Source organism: Dyadobacter psychrophilus (assembly GCF_900167945.1).
Lineage (GTDB): Bacteria > Bacteroidota > Bacteroidia > Cytophagales > Spirosomataceae > Dyadobacter > Dyadobacter psychrophilus.
On record NZ_FUZA01000002.1, the window covers coordinates 1,333,972 to 1,351,535 of the forward strand.

Here is a 17,564-nt window from a genome sequence, read left to right on the forward strand (position 1 = left end):
GTTAGAATTTTCTGTTCGTTTTGTAGCCTACATTTAATTATATTCTCTGAACGACATAGTTGGCACAATATACAACCAGATAACCGAAAAGTAAAACTGAATTATTCCAAGACACGTTGGGATGGAAAACTGGCTGCGGCGTGGTATTTATTTCAATCTAAATGATTCGGAAAGGCATTTAAATTATTGTCATAAAAAAGTCGTGCTTGAAAATTTTGTATCCATTTTGCTTAGAATTAATTCGATAGATTTTACTTTTTGTAAGTATATTCGAGCCGATAAACCAGCTTCAAAGTTTACAATTGAAAAACTCCCAACCAATTCCTGAAAATGAAATGGAAAGGCTGCTAAGCCTTGCCGATTTTGATCTGGATTACACGGATCATCAGGACACATTCAAAGATCTGGCCAAATTGGCGGCCAAAGTAACCGGAACGTCCATTTCACTGGTTAACCTCATCGATTCGTTGACGCAATGGACCATTTCCAATTATGGACTGGACCTCGACCAAATGCTGCGGGAAGATTCGGTTTGCCAGTATACGATCATGGAAACGGAACATTTTGAGGTTGCTGACCTTTCCACGGATGATCGTTTTAAGGACAAGTTTTATGTAACAGGCGATCCCAATGTGCGCTATTACTATGGTGTTCCGCTCAGGACCAGTGCAGGCCTGCAGATTGGGGCATTGTGCGTGCTCGACACGGAGCGTAAATCGCTTGATCCGGAAAAAATTGAGCTGATTAAGATCATAGCAGACGAAATTGTAGGTCGGTTAAAGACCCATAAAGTGCTTGAAAACCTGCGTTCCAAGCTAAATGAAGCTAAACAAACGCAAAAGAAGGTGGCGCACGACATCCGCGGACCGCTAGGCGGAATCGTAGGATTAGCCCAGATCATCAAGGATCAGGGAGAGGATAATCAAATGGACGAAGTGCTTGAATTTGTGAACCTGATCCATAAAAGCGGCAATTCGATCCTTGATCTTGCGGAAGAAATCCTGGAATCCCACAAGGAAAAGAAAGCCGCCGATACAGGTAAAAAAGCCTTGGATAACAACCGCTTCAATTTGACTTTGTTTAAGGAGAAGCTGATGAAACTGTATGAGCCCCAAGCCAAGCACAAAAATGTTATTCTTGTTATAAATACCAGCATCTTGACCGAAAATGTGGCTTTTTCGAAAAATAAGCTTCTTCAAATCACTGGTAACCTGATCTCAAATGCTATCAAATTTACGCCGGCAGGTGGCACTGTAACGGTAGATTTGAAATTGGTCATTACCCTTGAAGTGCCCACATTGCAGATAGCAGTTTCGGACACGGGCGTTGGTATGAAGCCAGAGAGCATCAAGGCGATCATGTCCGGAACTGCGTCTTCTACCGGCGGGACCAGCGGAGAACAGGGTTTCGGCTTCGGATTGGCACTTGTCAGGCACCTGGTCGACAGCCTGGAAGGTGAAATGTCGATCTCATCGTTGGTTGGTAAAGGCACAACATTTGAAATTAATCTTCCCCAAAATATTTATTAATCAGCCGGTCTGGACATACGTTCTTCGAGCTGCTCCAAAACAGCGGGCCAGGCATCCTGATGGTTATTTCGGGAAGTTTCGCTGACAAATCCTGCGTGCGTAAGGCTCAGGAACGTGCCGGTTTCGTGCCCGGAAAGGGTTATGGTGACGATTGTTTCTGCACCCTCCGTTCCGCCCTCACCTGTAACCCAGGTCAGCTCAATCTTTTCGTTCTCCTGAATTGACAAAAAACGACCATAGTGGGGGTGTCTGATGCCTTGATAAGATGTTTCGAAGTAGAATGGTGTGTTGTTCTCAGGTTTGCCCAAAAAGGAACCTGGGGACGCAAACCACAGATCGATTTGGTTTGTCCAGGCTTTAAAAACCTTTGAGACCGGCAATGCGATCAATTTTTCGACTTTGAGGCCAAGCGGGCGCGAAGCCAGTTCCGGTGGGCATATAATGGTGCTTTGTGTTTCCATGATCAGCATTTGAATTGATAAATATTTGTGGATATTAAACACTCCTCGAAAATTTCTTTTCAAGGCTTGACATGACGTGTGTGGCTGTGAGGCCGTGCATTGCCACGGACAATAATACAATGAATGAGACGGTAGACCAGAGTTCTTTTCCCATCATAAAAGGCTCTTTGTTCAGTGCAAAAGCGAGATAATAAAACGAACCTACGCCGCGGATTCCGTAGAAACCAATGCCCATCCGTTCCTTAAAATGCAATTTAGTTCCAATCAGCGCAATTAAGGATGAAACTGGCCGTATGACCAACAGGAAAAATACGGATAGCAGCGCATATTGCCATGTCAGGTAATCCAGAATGCCGTGGACAATGCTGCCGCCAAAGATGAGCAGGACAATGGCGACGAGTATGCGCTCGGTTTGGTCCGAAAAACTGTGCAGATCCTTATGAAACTGGTGATTCAGTTCGTAGTTCCGCATGGTCACAGCGGCCACGAAAACGGCCACGAACCCGTATCCGCCGATCAATTCAACCAAACCAAATATTGCCAGCGCGGCAGCCACAGCAATAAAGCCATCATTCAGGCTGATTGACTTTCGTTTTTCCGAAAAATTGAATATGAGATACGCGAGGATCCAGCCCAGGAAAAGCCCCAAAGCTATTCCCGCGACGATTTTAAAAGCAAGATCAATTTGAAACCATTCTCCCAAAACCTCTCCGAAATTGCCTGTTGCCGAGCCTGCCAGCAATATGGCCAGCCACGTAAAAGGGAACGCCATACCGTCGTTCATTCCGGCCTCCGCGGTAAGTGAGAAGCGCACTTCGTCTTTAATCTGTTCCATCGGCGGGCCCACCTGAACGTCGGCAGCCAAAACCGGGTCTGTGGGTGCTAACACTGCACCCAATAAAAGCGCGGAAGCGAGGTCAAACTGCAAAAAATAATAGGCAATAAAGCTCACAGAGGCAATGCACAGCACCATCGTGATCGTGAGCATGCGAAAAGGAACTGACCAGGCTTTGAATGAAAACGGCTTATCGATCTTTAACCCCGTCCCCATAAGTGAAATAATGACCACCATTTCTGTCAAATGAATGGTCTGAACATTGAATGCCAATGGGTTGGGATTCGGTAGAATGTCCAGAAGCTCATACACGATCACACCCAGGACAACATACACGACGGAATCGGAAATGCCTGTTGTTTTTGTGAACGAAGGCATCCAGGCCATCCCAAGCGTAGCAATCCCGATTATTGTGAGGGTAATCATATAGCTGTCCATATATTATGAGGCTTAAAAACCATGCCTTTCCCCGGAAATATTGTTTTGTACGCCAGACATTACCATTTTTACCGATTCATTTGTTTACAAAAAAAGATTTTGAAACTATACAAAGGACTTGTTGCAGCGACGGTTGAGGCGTTGCAGCATATTTTTGTCAAGAACCGCCAAGCCGACAGGGTTATTGAGCAGCTTTTGAAGACCAATAAAAAGTGGGGTGCAAGGGACCGCGCGTTCATTGCAGGTAACACATATGAGATCGTGCGCTGGTGGAGACTGATCAAATTCGCGGCGGACATTGAAAAAGTGTCCGATCCTGAGGAATTTTGGAAAATTGTGGGTGTCTGGCAGATCATCAAACCGGTTCATCTTAAAACGGAGGATGACGGCACATTGCCTGACTGGGCAGAATTTGAAGACATTAATGCTGCAAATGTTATATCCCGTTATCAGGAAGGGCTTGCTGTTCGTAAAATTGCGCAGTCTATCCCGGATTGGATCGATTCAATAGGAGCAGAGGAATTGGGCGAATCCTGGGATGCGGAAATTGCGGCATTAAATCAGCAGGCTCCTGTTATAATTCGCGTAAATACGCTGAAAAGTTCAATTCAGACCGTTAAAGAAGGATTTGGTGAAGACGGCGCAGCACAAATCGACAGTATTCCCGATGCGCTGATTCTGAAAAAGCGGCAGAATGTGCTTAACCAGGAAGCATTCAAGCAGGGCTTTTTTGAAGTTCAGGACGCGGGTTCTCAGCTTATTGCACCTTATCTGGATATTCAGCCGGGAAATAGTGTTATTGACGCTTGCGCAGGTGCAGGCGGAAAGACCTTGCACATAGCGGCCCTGCTTCAAAATGAGGGTTCAATCCTCGCTATGGACATAGAGCAACACAAGCTGCTTGAACTTGAAAAACGTGCGGCCCGAAATGGCGTAAAAAACCTGGAAACCATGCTTATTTCGTCTGACAAGATTATTGAAACGCTCGCAGGAACGGCAGACAGGCTGCTACTGGACGTGCCTTGTTCAGGTCTGGGCGTGTTAAGAAGAAATCCTGACTCCAAATGGAAGCTGAAACCACAGTTTCTCGACGAAATAAGAAAGGTTCAATGGCAGATTTTAAACAATTACAGCCGAATGGTTAAAACCGGCGGTAAAATGGTCTATGCCACCTGCAGCGTGCTGCCATCTGAATCCGAAGATCAGGTGAAGCGATTTATGAAGGCCAATAAGAAGGATTGGAAATTTATTTCCGCACATCGTACGTCCGTTGCCAATGATGGGACAGATGGATTTTATATGGCATTGCTGCAAAGAAAATAGTCGCAATGTCGGAAGGGCACGGTTTTTTCCAAATATGGGTAAACTAAACGGAACCTTATGAAATCTCAGACAGAAAAGAGGGAAGAAACGCTGGACGACGAAACCCGTGACAGACAGCCAAGACAGCAACCGGTGCCGAGCTACGGTGAACCCGGACAGATGGGGCCTATGAATTTGACTCCGGAAGTGCCAGGCGCTGATTCACCCAGTGTTGATACAGGAAACAGATTTGATACCGACGAGCCTGATGAGGAATCAGAAGAACGGGAAGTAGGAGAAATTGAATCTGAAAATCCCTGATTTCAATATTTTCAACAAGTTTTTTAATTTCTACAAGAATGGGGTTCCAGCCATCCCCATTGTTGTAGGTATTCCCATCCCTAGATTTTTAACGAATGTATGATTTCCGGGCCGTACCCAACCAAAGCAATGTGTTCAAAATCAATCTGTTCTGAGCTGCATTGTCAAATGTGAATGAGAGCTCTTTATTGGTCTTGTTCTCGTAATCAATGTCGTTATGCCCCATATTCATATACACCATCTTGTATTTTTTATTGGTCCAAACGACCGGGTAATAACCGCTATGCCAGATTTCGTGCTGTTTTGGACCAGTTCCAAGCGGAAAGCTGGCTGGATCAATGGATAACAGGATCTGAATGTCAGGATTCGCTTTCAAGTCCTTTTCCCAACGATACCATTCATTAGGCGACGCTTTTATAGTCCCGGATAGCCCATTTGTAACCGGACTTTTGGGATCTTCAACCTTCAAAATTGCCGACGTGGGCCGCCATGTATTGCTTTTATACTGCCCCGAACCCAAAAAATCATTGTGATACCAATCCCAATTTTGCGGATAAGCCGAAGGTGTTAATGCAAATGCGGCAAAATGGAAACCAAGCCAGCCGCCTCCATTCTCCATGTATTTTTGAAATGCTTCGCGCTGCTCCGGTGTTTCCGGTCTGGTGTCCAGAAATAAAACAACTTCGTAATTCGCAAGGAATGAGGCATTTAAATTATTCCAGTTACTTGTTGTGTCATAAATGAAGTTGTTTTGTCTCGCCATCTCTGGAAAGCGTTTATTGGCCTCTCCAACAAAACTGACATGTGCGCGGTCATTCTTTCCAGTGAAGAAAGCGATGACTTTAAACTGAGATTGCGCCAACACGACGATTGGCGATAAGGTGGTCATGAAAAGTAGCAAGCCAAGGATCGTTCGGCTCAGGATTTTGGTAACAGCGGGCATAAGGAAGGAAAGTTAAAGGCATTAAATCTACGAATATCTGCTTTATTTGCGGAATGAATTTTAGTCCGTTGATCTAACGAATACCCAATTTTATACAAATGAATTTCCCCTACATTGCCCGGCAGACGTCTATTTCTGAAAAACAGGTTAGAAATACCATCCAACTTTTTGAAGAAGGCGCGACCCTGCCGTTTATATCGCGTTACCGGAAGGAAGCCACGGGCGGGTTGGACGAAGTACAGATCGGAGCGATAAGGGATGCCTGGCAGAAGCAGCTGGAAGTTGAAAAGCGTCGTGAGGCGATCTTGAAAAGCATTGAAGAGCAGGGAAAACTTACCCCTGACCTCCGCAAGCAGCTTGAAAATGTGTTTTCAATGGTTGAGTTGGAAGACATTTACCTGCCCTACAAACAAAAAAGAAAGACACGGGCAGGAATTGCTATTGAACGTGGGCTAGAACCGCTTGCGCAATTGATTTTTACAGGAAAAGAGTCTGATCCGGAAAGAAAGGCTGCCTCGTTTTTGAATGACCAGGTTGCTTCGGTGGATGATGCTTTACAGGGAGCCAGGGACATTATCGCAGAGTGGATCAACGAAAATCAGGATTCACGGACCCGCATCCGGAATCTTTTCCAGCGCGGGGCAATCATTACTTCCAAGGTAAAAAAGAAGAAAGAGGAAGAAGGGGTAAAATATCGCGATTACTTCGACTTTTCAGAACCATTGTCCCGCATTCCTTCGCATAGGTTGCTGGCCATCCGTCGCGGGGAAGAGGAAGGAATTTTAAATGTAACGATTTCGCCGGATGAAGATCAGGCCATAGAAGCCTTAGACAGGCTTTTCCGCAAAGGACCGCCTGCTGTGCTGACTCAAATGGAGCTTGCCATTTCGGATAGTTACAAGCGGCTTTTGAAACCTTCCATTGAGACGGAATTTGCAAAGATTTCAAAAGAGAAGGCTGATGTTGCTGCTATCCAGGTTTTTACGGAGAATCTTCGACAACTCTTGCTGGCATCGCCGCTTGGACAAAAAAGCGTGTTAGCCATTGACCCCGGCTACCGCACTGGATGCAAGGTTGTGGTGTTGGATAGCCAGGGCAATCTGGTGGCCGATCAGGTGATTTATCCATTTGATAAACCTGCGGAGGCCAATGTTAAACTTTCGGACCTGATCCAGAAATGGAAAATCGAGGCAATCGCCGTGGGAAATGGAACGGCGGGAAGGGAGACAGAGGATTTTGTGAGAAAGCTTTTGGCGAATGCAGGGAAGTCAGAAGAGGTGGGTTTGTTCATGGTGAGTGAGCAAGGGGCTTCTATCTACTCAGCTTCGGATGTGGCGCGGGAAGAATTTCCGGATAAAGATGTAACCGTGCGTGGATCTGTGTCGATCGGCCGCCGATTGATGGACCCATTGGCCGAGTTGGTAAAAATTGATCCAAAATCCATTGGCGTAGGTCAGTATCAGCACGATGTAGACCAGAATTCATTGCGAAATGCTTTGGATACAGTCGTGGAAAGCTGCGTAAATTCCGTAGGCGTAAATCTCAACACGGCCAGCAAGCATCTTTTGCGCTATGTATCGGGCCTGGGAACGGCTCTGGCGCAGAATATCGTGGATTTTAGGGCCAAAAATGGTGACTTCAAATCTCGTCAGCAATTATTAAAAGTGCCGCGTCTCGGATCGAAGGCTTTCGAACAGGCTGCTGGCTTTCTACGCATTGAAAATGGAGCTAATCCATTGGATAACAGTGCAGTACATCCAGAACGTTACGATGTTGTGGGTCAGATGGCCAAAGATGTAGGTGCAAACATTAAGGATCTTATGCAGAAGCCTGACCTAAGAAAGCAGATCAAGCCGGAGAAATATGTTTCGGAATCAGTCGGGCTTCCCACATTGAAAGACATTCTGCTTGAACTTGAAAAGCCGTCGCGTGATCCACGGGAGGGAATGAAGAAATTTGAGTTTGACAGTTCGGTCAGAAAACCGGAAGATTTGAAAGTGGGTATGGTGCTCCCTGGCATTGTTACCAACATTACTGCTTTTGGCGCCTTCGTAGATGTCGGCGTGAAGCAGGACGGGTTGGTTCACGTTTCGCAGATGGCGGATAAATTTATCAAAGATCCTAACGAAGTTGTGAAGTTACAGCAAATCGTCAGCGTGAAAGTGACTGAGGTTGATTTAGCAAGAAAACGCATCGCACTCAGCATGAAGTTATAGAAATACTAAGCCAATCCGGGTATCCCAAACCGGATTGGCTTTTTGCTAACCCCTTAAAGTACGTGTTTTCTGTCGCCTTCGAGAATGCGTTTGATATTTCCGACCACTTTCATCCAGTTTTCTTCCGCCGCAACCACCGCTTCGTCCGTTTCCAGATTGTCCTGGGTTATGGTGAGTGTTGTCTCGTCGTCGTATTCTGAAATGTGATAGGTAACGTGTGCGTAGTTATCTTCAAAATCGTCGGTGCCTGAAAGCGGGCTCCAGTAAGTGTAGCTGAGGACGCGCTCCGGAATTATTTCCAGTATCGTTCCTTTATCCTCATAAGGTCTGCCTTCCCAAACGCCTTTGTATGTGATCGGGCTGCCAACCTGCCAATCAGAATACACTTCTGCTCCGTACATATATTGTTTAACAATCTCCGGGTCTATCAGCGCTTTCCATACAGATGACGGGCTGGAATAAATGGATGTGGATGTAGTTGCAATCAGTTTTCTGTTCATGTTTTCGGAATTAGGTCATGCCAAAAACATAGAGAAAACCATGCCAAGAGTATGCATTTTGGTCTGGTACGCATGTTTTAGCGTATATAGTTCCAACATAAATCATTAGAAGTGCAAGAATTATATTTTAAGCAAAATCTGCCCATTTCCCTGGATGAAGCATGGTCATTTTTTTCCAATCCGGGAAACTTAAAAGAGATTACGCCTGCCAAAATGGGCTTCGTCGTGACGTCTTCGTATCATGGAGAAAAAATGTATGCGGGACAGATTATCCGATATATCGTAAAACCGGTTTTGGGGATTCCACTTAAATGGTGTACAGAAATTACGCATGTGGCTGATAAACAATACTTTGTAGATGAGCAGCGTTTTGGGCCGTATGCATTCTGGCATCATCAGCATCATTTTACGGAGATTCCGGGCGGCGTAATGATGGAAGATATATTGAATTATAAGGTTCCCTTTGGTTTCCTGGGCGGCTGGGTAAATGCGCTGTTTGTCAGAAATGAAGTGAATCAGATTTTTGAATATCGAAGAAAAATCCTCACGGAACGATTCGGAACTAGAAGTTATACTGAACCCGGCATGTGAAAAGGTCGTCCGGCGCATCCGTTTCGAAGCCTGTCAATGCAGATTTCTCATTTCTGACGAAGTCGTAATGAAACGTGAATTTGAGCGACTCATTTGCAATGTATACGTAAGCCATTCCGATGGTGTCATAACGCAAATCAGCTTTATTAAAGCCTCTTGCACTCGATATTTCCGTTCCTGAAACACGCTTATTCGGGTCATACCAGTCGTATTTGAGTACAAACTGGTGTTCGAGGCTGCCCAAATGCTGCAAAAAATAGAAGTAAGCGCCGTCAAAATTTCGGACGTAAAGGGGATCTTTTGCACCATTCGTTACCGGATACACACCGGGTGTTTCACTGCTCGCGAATGTTGCCGTCTGGTCGCCGCGAACGTATTCCAGCCTGAATTCGGTTTCGCCCCTTTTATTTGGAAAGGAAATCTGGAAATCGGCCCCCGCATAGTTTCTGGGTGCAACTTTCAGATAGTTTCCGGCTGATGAATCACGGACCATTGCATATTCTCCTGCATTAACCTTCGTACGATACAAAACCGGCGACTGACTGGTGATCCCGCCCGCATAGCCTGACACCGCTGCGGAGATCGTCGCACCACCTAAGGCAGTTATTTTGGACGGCTTCAAACTAAAACGGCCAATGATATCTTTATGGCTGTCATAATCCATCGGCCCGGACATGCCTTGACCGTTGAACACGCCCACGTCCAGTTTTAGCTTTTGCGAAAATCTAATTGACTTGCGACTGGTGACAGTCAGCATTACACCGATATCCCGCTCGGTCCGCATTAATATCTGCGACATTCTTCCCCGTTCGGGCGTTTCGCGGTTAGCAGATGAAAGGTTGACTTCATAGCCAAATGGCCTTGCAAACATTCCAGTCGTCAATGCGAAAATCTTGAACTTGTTTTCATAAAACCTTCCCCAAAAATCGCGGATCGCCACGCCTCGCTCTGTTCCGTCAAACTGGAAAACAAAGTATGATGTTGGATCACTGTGTTCGTTCAAATGCGCATAATCTACGCGCAAGCGCCCGCGACGAAGCATGAAACGGTTGTTCGACTGTGCTGAGAAATTTCCGCCACCGTAGGTTTCGGCTCCCTTCTTTGTAATGAACTGAAATTGAGGCTGTATATAGCCGCTGATCCTGACCCGGTTGTATCGCTCGTAAATGGAAAGCATTCCTTTTCCCATTTGATTGGTTGTATCCACCAGGTCCATCAGGAAGCGTTGTGAGAAGGCTTCCGAAGTACTTAATAGGGCAAAAAAGAATAACAAACCGGTAATGCGGGATTTCATTGGAACGAAGTTGGTGTCAGCAAATGGGCTACAAAGAACTTTATTTTCCGCCAATAATGTTGCCCGCCAACGATAACTTTCTTCTAATTGTGTTTGCGCATGCCCTGTGATCGATGTTATTATTCAATGTTTCAAGACGTTAGTAACACCTTTTTGCATTTGAATATTTCCAAGAATGATGACAGAGAAGAGCTTAATAGGTTAGAAGGAAGATCTTTTGAAATGTAAAATACTTTTCGTCAAATATTAATGTATAAAAAGTCCTTTTACATTATATTTTTTTAGAAAGTTATTTATGTTATATACTTTTAAAATGTATTTTATGGAAGATATGTACAATTAGTACAGTTGTATGTTATTTGTATAAATAGGCTTGGACGGATTATACTTATGTAAAATATCAAACATTCAATACTATTTATACAAACTAGTCTGTTAGTTATCTAGTAATCAATTAGTAAGCTGCTGTGAACCGCTTCTTGGCAAACTGAGGATTCTCAACTTCATCAACAACTGCCACCGAAAGATCTTCAACGGCAATAATGCTTCTTCCATGCTCATTATAAACCGGCGTATCAAGCGATGTGCGGTAAGTGCCAGTCCGTTTGCCGGAAGTGCCTGGGTGCATCTCGATAGCAGGGCTCACATATGTCCAGTACAACGTATCTTCCTCCTTGATCATGCCCTGATATTTTCGTGCAGCACCAGCGCCTGCCTTGTATTCTTCCGGGAAATCCGGGGTGTCGATTAATTGTAATCCAGGGGCTACTTCCAGGCTTCCGGCGCCGCCTATGACGATGAATCTTTTTACTCCGGCTTGCTTCACACCTGTCTGAATGGACTGCGCGCCTTCAAGATATTCGGCGTAAATATTGGGATTGGTCCAGCCGGGATTATATGCGCTGACAACCACATCCGAGCCGGCAACAGCTTCTTCCACTTCGGAAGTGTTGAGAACATCAGCTTGTTTGGGTGTTACCAGGTCGCTGTCGGTAGGGATCTTTTCAATGTTTCTGGCGATCGCGGTAACCTCGTGGCCGCGTGATATCAACTCTTGCAAAAGGGGAGCGCCGACAAATCCTGTTGCGCCGATTAATGCTACTTTCATTCTTGGGTTTGGTTTAAAATGGAACTGATTGAGATTAAGGAATTAATTTTTTGTGTGCTCGGATTGAAATGTTACAAAAATCTGATAGTGGTTTTTCGTTTGGAAGTGTTTGAACATATGCTCTTCGCCATATAAAGAGTGTCAAGATAAACATTATTTCCAAGCAGATATCGAACTCTGATCAATTAATACAATGTGTTAAACCGCTGAATATTAAAGACTTATCTATAAATACATTTTATATTAAACATACAATTTTGACATTTAAAATTTATTAAAAGTATTGAGATAATAATACTTTTAATAAATATAATAAGTAGTTGACTAATAGAGCATCCTATATGTATTGTGTTCTTCTAAAAGGGCTATTTCAACACTTATATTTTTTACTAATTATTAATATAAAAAGTATTAAAAGTTATGTATGTTTTATATTTACTTACAATAAAATATGTCTAATACTTGCAATATATATTGAATGTCTCGAACAGATCATAAGTAACGGCCGAACCAAAAGTTTTATAAGTTATTTTAGAATGGTTAGCCCACCTTTATAGGACTTTTGGGTATACTGCACAACGTAATAATAATAACCCTGCGAGACGCTGGTAGGGCACCAGTTTTTACGGATCTTGGAATAATAAACTTGCTTGCCCCAACGGTTGAAGATGGTCACATCTTTGAACTGGTTGACACAGTTGTCTGCTGGCAAATGTTCTAAAACAAAGCAGTCATTTTTGCCGTCATTATTAGGCGTGATCACATTTGGAAATTCGGGAACCACGTCCGAAGCGTCGTCCTTCACGGTCACTTTTACGGTGGTAGTGTCTGTGGCGGCAGCGCAGCTTTTATCCTGAGTGATGAAGTCGATCGTGAATATTCTTTCGGATGCTCCTTCAAGCATTGAGCATTCAGGCGACCAGGCGTAAGGTGACGTTACCTGCTTCACGCCAGTTTTGTTTGCGAACTTCATCCCGGCATCGCTAATGCTGAACCCCCGGCCGGCTGCGGCGAGGCTGATCGTATTGGTGTCAGGATCTGTGGCAAGCACATCAAAAACGATTTCAGAGCTGCTGCCAATCGTATAGGTGATCTCTGGTGTTGCCAGTGACGTTTCGACTGCTGGCGGGTTGTTTGGGGATTGGTCAATGATAAAATAGACAGGCTTGGAGACTGCCAGCGGATTGCCGACACAGCGCATATCTTCCACTTTGAAATCGACAGCAAGTGTATCGCCCTTTTTGGCATTGCAAGGTGGCGTCCATTTAAAAGTCTGCTGGATCTGCGCTTTTCCGCTGATGGCTTTGAAATCCATAGCCATATCCACCATATTGAAATCCTGTCCGCGGCCCGAAAGGGCAATGCTGTCTTTATCAATGTCCTTTCCAAATACGGTGAATGTAATCGGCACGCCAGCCGTCACGTGCACATACTGGCCGGGTAGGGAAGTGGTTACCTCGGGCGATTTGTTGCCGCTGCTCTCCCGGCGGATCAGAATGCTCAGCGTGTCCATCAGCGGGACGGGGCAGCTTTCGTCCTCTGCGATCAATTCGATCTTAATGGGACGATTATCATATGTGACAAAGCATTCATCCAGGCAAACCTCAAATTTCAACGTGTCGTTTGCGATTTTTGTTTTGAATTCTGCGGGCAAGATCGTAAAGTAGTCTTTGGAATTGTTTACAGCGCGGCCATTGATACGGATGATCTGATTGACGGTCGGATCGGTCACCATTACTTCAAAGCAGTTTGGGTCGCCTTCTTTTACAGTGATAATTTCATTTTCTGTATAATAAGTGTTTTTGCCTTTTGGTTTAAATAACAATTTCGGCGCGTCCATTTTTGGGCAATCAACTACTTTCAACTGGAAATCGCGGGTTAGGCTGCCGATTTTTACACCATTCCGGAACTCGTCCACCTGCACCGCAAACACGTATAAGCCCACATTTCCCGGTGTGACAGAAAGCATGCCCGTTTTGGCATTCACTGTCAATGGTTTCGGGCCGGGAATAATATTGGCCTCTGAAATGCCCGGCAGCCAGGTAAGGCGCGGATAATTGGAGGAGCCCCTTGCTTCCACGCTCGGGTTGGCTTTGTCAGAAAATCCCTGCATTGGCGTAATGAGCTTGTAAGTAAGGCTGTCGCCGTCGGCATCCGTTCCTCCAAAATCAAAGAAAAATGGAGAATTGACGCAGGCATAGTCACCCTTTATCGCAGGAAAGACGGGAGATGAGTTCTTGAAATTTGCATTGTTTTTAAAAAGGGGAGGAAATTCGAGATAAAAAAGGCTTCCTGCATCTCCCGGCGCCTGAATATTGGTGATCGTGCCGTTCCGGCAGCAGCGGTCCCAAACCATATAATAGCCCTGCGGATCACTGAAATCGGTCGGTTCCAGCCGCAAAGACGAGCTGTAAGTGATCATATATGTTTCCAACGACGATATTCCGCACTGCGGATTAGCATACGTGACCGATTTTCGTTCTATTTTTGGGGCCTGAAGATAACCGATCGGCTGATTGTCGCGTTTTCTGAACACGTAAATGTTTACAAACGGGTCTTCTGCGCCTGGATTACCATTGAGGGCATCAAAATACATCGTTAAGCCGATGTTATAGTTATAATAATTGTTTGGATTTTCAGTGATAAATAGCTGACCGCCAACGATATGAGTTGCATAGGTTTTGGAAAAGGCAAACAGCATCAGCATGAATAAGATGTACCGTTTTTTCATGGCTTGACAAGGGAGTAGAATTTATCCGATAGGATTTGGAATTAGAAATTTAAAAAAGAAATATGGTTAAGAATATCAGGTATGAATACGTTGAAATTACCGATTTTGCGGCAGAAGGCAAATGTATATTTAAATCAGAAGACGGCGTAATTTTTGTAGAAGGAAATGTGGCTCCCGGTGACATAGTTGATTTACAAGTTGTAAAAACCAAGAAAAAATTGAAGGAGGCGATCGTTACCAAGATCCATTCCCACTCGCCCCTTAGGACAGACCCATATTGCCTGCATAACGTTGTATGCGGTGGCTGCAAATGGCAACATATCGCTTATGAACACCAACTGAAGTTTAAAAGACAACAGGTTGTGGACCATTTCCAGCGGATCGGGCACATTAAAAATGTGAGCATTAATGAGATCATCGCTGCACCCAAAACGGAATATTATCGGAACAAGCTTGAATTTACCTTTTCAAACTGGCGCTGGCTTACGAAAGACCAGATGGATTCGGGGGCGAAGTTCACAAAGCATGCGCTCGGTTTTCACGTTCCAAAACGTTTTGATAAGATATTTACCGTAGACCACTGTCACCTGCAACCGGATCCTTCCAATACAATCCGGAATTCTTTGCATCATTTCGGTGAGCTGCATAACATTCCTTACTATGATGTCAAATTCAATGTAGGAACGCTGCGAAACCTGGTGGTCAGGACGGCGAATTCGGGCGATGTAATGGTTATCGTGCAGTTTGGTGAGCAGAATGATGAAGCCATCGAGCAGGTGATGCAGTATTTGCATAAAACACACAGCGAAATCACCTCATTAAATTACATTGTTAATCTAAAGGGAAATGATTCCTACCAGGATCAGGAAGTGATACATTATACAGGCGAGACGACCATCCGCGAGACGATGGAAGACCTGACTTTCCTCGTCGGCCCTAAATCTTTCTATCAAACCAATTCTGAACAGGCTTACCAGCTTTTCAGTGTAGCGCGTGAATTTGCAGGTTTGACTGGCAACGAGTCGGTTTATGACCTCTATACCGGAACTGGAACCATTGCGAATTTTGTAGCGCGCCGGGCTAAGAAAGTTGTAGGAGTCGAATATGTGGAAGCTGCGGTGCAGGACGCCAGAAAAAACTCTGAACTGAACGGCATCACAAACACAGCCTTCTTTGCCGGCGACATGCGGAGCATTATGAATGAAAGCTTTTTGAAAGAACATGGACGGCCCGATGTGATCATCACCGATCCACCGCGCGCAGGAATGGATCAGCCGGTTGTAGAAACGATCCTGAAAGCCGCGCCCGAGCGCATTGTGTACGTAAGTTGCAATACAGCCACACAAGCGCGGGACCTTGCATTGATGTCGGGGGATTACGAGGTGACAAAGGTCCAGCCGGTTGATATGTTCCCCAATACGCACCATGTGGAGAATGTTGCGTTGCTGGTAAAACGGTAGGCTTGTTTTGTCCCTAAATCCCCTAAAGGGGAGTTTGCGTTCTCATGAGACTTTGCGTTCTCATAAGACTTTGCGTAGGACTTGTAAGCGACAATCACCCCTTCATGGGCCGGGGGCAATGCACCATGTCAAAACGGTGGCTCGCTGTCGGGCCCTTTATAATCGAAATTACTCAGATCATTTGCCCTGCTCCTCAGCGTTCCGCCTGCGGGAGCGGGCTTGCTTTGACTTTCGAAGGATGCGATCGGGTTGGTGGTTTGAATCGGGCGGTCTACTGAGAATGGTGCCGGTGTGAATTGCGAATCCAGATCGGTGAATTTGGTATACTTTCCAATAAACCTTAGCTGAACTGTATCCAATGATCCTGCACGGTTTTTGGCAACGATCACTTCACCGATCCCGGCGACAGAGTTACCGGACTCGTCTTCTGTAATGCCGTAATATTCAGGGCGATATAAGAAAAGAACCATATCCGCATCTTGCTCTATCGATCCTGATTCCCTTAAATCTGAAAGTTGCGGCCTTTTTTCACCACCACGCGTTTCAACCGCACGGCTCAACTGTGACAGCGCGATAACAGGCACATCCAGCTCTTTTGCCAGGTTTTTGAGGGACCGCGAGATCATTGCAATTTCCTGCTCACGGTTACCTGCGCCTTTGCCACCCGTATCTCCGGTCATCAGCTGCAAGTAGTCAATCACGATCATTTGAATGTCGTGCTGGGCTTTCAGGCGTCGGCATTTGGCTCGCAGTTCGAGAATGGATAGGGCGGGGGTGTCGTCAATGTAAATGGGTGCATTGGTGAGCCGGTGAATGCGGTGGTGCAATTGCTCCCATTCGTGCGGCGCAAGACTTCCTTTCCTGATCTTTTCACTATCAATCTCGGCCTCAGCAGATATCAAACGATTGACCAGCTGAACCGAGGACATTTCGAGTGAGAAAATGGCGACCGGCATGTTGAAGTCCACGGCTGCATTCCGCAGTGAAGAAACGACAAATGCGGTCTTTCCCATACCGGGACGGGCCGCAAGGATCATTAATTCCGTTTTCTGCCAGCCCGATGTCAGTCGGTCCAGGGCACTGAAACCGGATGGTACGCCGGTAAGACCGTCCTTATTATTCTTTTTCTGATCAAGTTCAGCCAATGCCTGACGCATCAGTGCGCCCATATCAGCATAATTTTTCTTAATGTTGGATTCAGAGATCTGGAACAAGCTTTGTTCTGTTTTGTCCAGGAGTCTGAAAACGTCCGTTGTGTCTTCAAATGCTTCACGCTGGATCTCCGATGCGACTTTAATAAGCTCTCGTTTAATGAAAGCCTGGGAAATGATGCGCGCGTGGAATTCAATGTTGGCAGCAGAGTTGACCTTTGATGTCAGCTCCATAATGTACTGCGCTCCGCCAATCAGTTCAAGCTCGCCTGTACTGCGCAATTTGGAGGTGACAGTAAGCATGTCAATCGGTTCCGAATCTGCAAAAAGAGTGATAATTGCAGTGTAAATCCGGATGTGTGCTTCCTTGTAAAAGCTATCCGGCCGAAGGATATCGGCAACGGCTGTAAGGGCATCTTTCTCGATCATCAAAGCACCTAAAACGGCCTCTTCCAGATCCACTGCCTGAGGAGGTAACTTGCTGAAAGTCTGATCGATACCAGGTGTTCTGGTGCCCATTGGCTTGCGCCCCTGATTGCTTTGTTTCGATCCTGATTTGTTGAAATTGCCGGATGCCTTGTCGTTTTCCATGTTAACACAAAGTTAAGGAAAGCGGGACGTGTAAGAAAGAAAGGAAGGTTAAGTTCATTCATTTATTTTTTTTCGAAAAACGCATCATTTTGT

Annotated in this window: 14 protein-coding genes; 6 read left to right on the forward strand and 8 right to left on the reverse strand. The window is 45.3% G+C overall.

Annotated elements, in window-relative coordinates:
* Window positions 1–302: 302 nt before the first annotated feature.
* Window positions 303–1,529 carry a GAF domain-containing sensor histidine kinase gene (locus tag B5X68_RS12445; RefSeq protein WP_229208381.1) on the forward strand — a complete coding sequence of 409 codons (1,227 nt, stop codon included), beginning with the start codon at window positions 303–305 and terminating at the stop codon, window positions 1,527–1,529.
* Here B5X68_RS12445 and B5X68_RS12450 read toward each other — a convergent pair.
* Together B5X68_RS12450 and B5X68_RS12455 are read right to left on the reverse strand one after the other, a co-directional pair.
* Window positions 1,526–1,990 (reverse strand): SRPBCC family protein, encoded by a 465-nt coding sequence (locus B5X68_RS12450; RefSeq protein WP_082215341.1) that lies wholly within the window; start codon window positions 1,988–1,990, stop codon window positions 1,526–1,528. The genes B5X68_RS12445 and B5X68_RS12450 overlap by 4 nt on opposite strands.
* A 34-nt stretch (window positions 1,991–2,024) precedes the next feature.
* Entirely contained in the window at window positions 2,025–3,263 is a 1,239-nt protein-coding gene (locus tag B5X68_RS12455; RefSeq protein ID WP_082214996.1) for a cation:proton antiporter, read from the reverse strand.
* Window positions 3,264–3,362: 99 nt separating this feature from the next.
* Here B5X68_RS12455 and B5X68_RS12460 point away from each other — a divergent pair, with 99 nt between their 5' ends.
* A complete protein-coding gene (locus B5X68_RS12460; protein ID WP_082215342.1) occupies window positions 3,363–4,586 on the forward strand; it encodes an RsmB/NOP family class I SAM-dependent RNA methyltransferase in 1,224 nt (407 codons plus the stop codon).
* 57 nt (window positions 4,587–4,643) lie between these two features.
* Window positions 4,644–4,886 (forward strand): hypothetical protein, encoded by a 243-nt coding sequence (locus B5X68_RS12465; RefSeq protein ID WP_082214997.1) that lies wholly within the window; start codon window positions 4,644–4,646, stop codon window positions 4,884–4,886.
* A gap of 88 nt (window positions 4,887–4,974) precedes the next feature.
* Here the strand turns inward: B5X68_RS12465 and B5X68_RS12470 are convergent, their stop codons facing one another.
* Window positions 4,975–5,775, reverse strand: a complete 801-nt coding sequence (locus B5X68_RS12470) for a ThuA domain-containing protein (protein WP_141110302.1) — start codon at window positions 5,773–5,775, stop codon at window positions 4,975–4,977.
* A 152-nt stretch (window positions 5,776–5,927) separates the two neighbouring features.
* On the opposite strand from B5X68_RS12470, the gene B5X68_RS12475 reads away from it, so the two are divergent.
* A complete protein-coding gene (locus B5X68_RS12475; protein WP_082214999.1) occupies window positions 5,928–8,045 on the forward strand; it encodes a Tex family protein in 2,118 nt (705 codons plus the stop codon).
* A 53-nt stretch (window positions 8,046–8,098) separates the two neighbouring features.
* On the opposite strand, the gene B5X68_RS12480 is transcribed toward B5X68_RS12475, so the two are convergent.
* Entirely contained in the window at window positions 8,099–8,545 is a 447-nt protein-coding gene (locus B5X68_RS12480) for an SRPBCC domain-containing protein (protein WP_082215000.1), read from the reverse strand.
* Window positions 8,546–8,656: 111 nt separating this feature from the next.
* On the opposite strand from B5X68_RS12480, the gene B5X68_RS12485 reads away from it, so the two are divergent.
* A complete protein-coding gene (locus B5X68_RS12485; RefSeq protein WP_082215001.1) occupies window positions 8,657–9,136 on the forward strand; it encodes an SRPBCC family protein in 480 nt (159 codons plus the stop codon).
* Here the strand turns inward: B5X68_RS12485 and B5X68_RS12490 are convergent.
* The 3 genes from B5X68_RS12490 to B5X68_RS12500 form a co-directional block, all read right to left on the reverse strand.
* The gene (locus tag B5X68_RS12490; protein WP_229208382.1) at window positions 9,108–10,430 is read right to left on the reverse strand and encodes a putative porin; all 1,323 of its coding nucleotides are present in this window, start codon (window positions 10,428–10,430) and stop codon (window positions 9,108–9,110) included. The two genes, B5X68_RS12485 and B5X68_RS12490, sit on opposite strands and share 29 nt — an antisense overlap.
* Window positions 10,431–10,884: 454 nt before the next feature.
* On the reverse strand, window positions 10,885–11,538 hold the full coding sequence (locus B5X68_RS12495) for an NAD(P)-dependent oxidoreductase (protein WP_082215002.1): 654 nt from the start codon (window positions 11,536–11,538) through the stop codon (window positions 10,885–10,887).
* 526 nt (window positions 11,539–12,064) lie between these two features.
* Entirely contained in the window at window positions 12,065–14,269 is a 2,205-nt protein-coding gene (locus B5X68_RS12500; RefSeq protein WP_082215003.1) for a T9SS type B sorting domain-containing protein, read from the reverse strand.
* Window positions 14,270–14,331: 62 nt separating this feature from the next.
* Between B5X68_RS12500 and rlmD the strand changes: the two genes are divergently transcribed.
* Window positions 14,332–15,729, forward strand: a complete 1,398-nt coding sequence (gene rlmD / locus B5X68_RS12505; protein ID WP_082215004.1) for a 23S rRNA (uracil(1939)-C(5))-methyltransferase RlmD — start codon at window positions 14,332–14,334, stop codon at window positions 15,727–15,729.
* Window positions 15,730–15,857: 128 nt separating this feature from the next.
* On the opposite strand, the gene dnaB is transcribed toward rlmD, so the two are convergent.
* Window positions 15,858–17,471: a replicative DNA helicase gene (dnaB, locus tag B5X68_RS12510; RefSeq protein ID WP_082215005.1), complete on the reverse strand. Its 1,614-nt coding sequence runs from the start codon at window positions 17,469–17,471 to the stop codon at window positions 15,858–15,860.
* Between the last annotated feature and the right edge of the window lie 93 nt (window positions 17,472–17,564).

Excerpts from the sequence above, each read along its gene's own strand:
- dnaB (WP_082215005.1), bottom strand. The coding sequence starts at position 17,471 with ATGGAAAACGACAAGGCATCCGGCAATTTCAACAAATCAGGATCGAAA.
- B5X68_RS12480 (WP_082215000.1), bottom strand. The coding sequence starts at position 8,545 with ATGAACAGAAAACTGATTGCAACTACATCCACATCCATTTATTCCAGC.
- rlmD (WP_082215004.1), top strand. The coding sequence starts at position 14,332 with ATGGTTAAGAATATCAGGTATGAATACGTTGAAATTACCGATTTTGCG.
- B5X68_RS12455 (WP_082214996.1), bottom strand. The coding sequence starts at position 3,263 with ATGGACAGCTATATGATTACCCTCACAATAATCGGGATTGCTACGCTT.
- B5X68_RS12495 (WP_082215002.1), bottom strand. The coding sequence starts at position 11,538 with ATGAAAGTAGCATTAATCGGCGCAACAGGATTTGTCGGCGCTCCCCTT.
- B5X68_RS12500 (WP_082215003.1), bottom strand. The coding sequence starts at position 14,269 with ATGAAAAAACGGTACATCTTATTCATGCTGATGCTGTTTGCCTTTTCC.
- B5X68_RS12470 (WP_141110302.1), bottom strand. The coding sequence starts at position 5,775 with ATGACCACCTTATCGCCAATCGTCGTGTTGGCGCAATCTCAGTTTAAA.
- B5X68_RS12450 (WP_082215341.1), bottom strand. The coding sequence starts at position 1,990 with ATGGAAACACAAAGCACCATTATATGCCCACCGGAACTGGCTTCGCGC.
- B5X68_RS12475 (WP_082214999.1), top strand. The coding sequence starts at position 5,928 with ATGAATTTCCCCTACATTGCCCGGCAGACGTCTATTTCTGAAAAACAG.
- B5X68_RS12465 (WP_082214997.1), top strand. The coding sequence starts at position 4,644 with ATGAAATCTCAGACAGAAAAGAGGGAAGAAACGCTGGACGACGAAACC.
- B5X68_RS12490 (WP_229208382.1), bottom strand. The coding sequence starts at position 10,430 with ATGAAATCCCGCATTACCGGTTTGTTATTCTTTTTTGCCCTATTAAGT.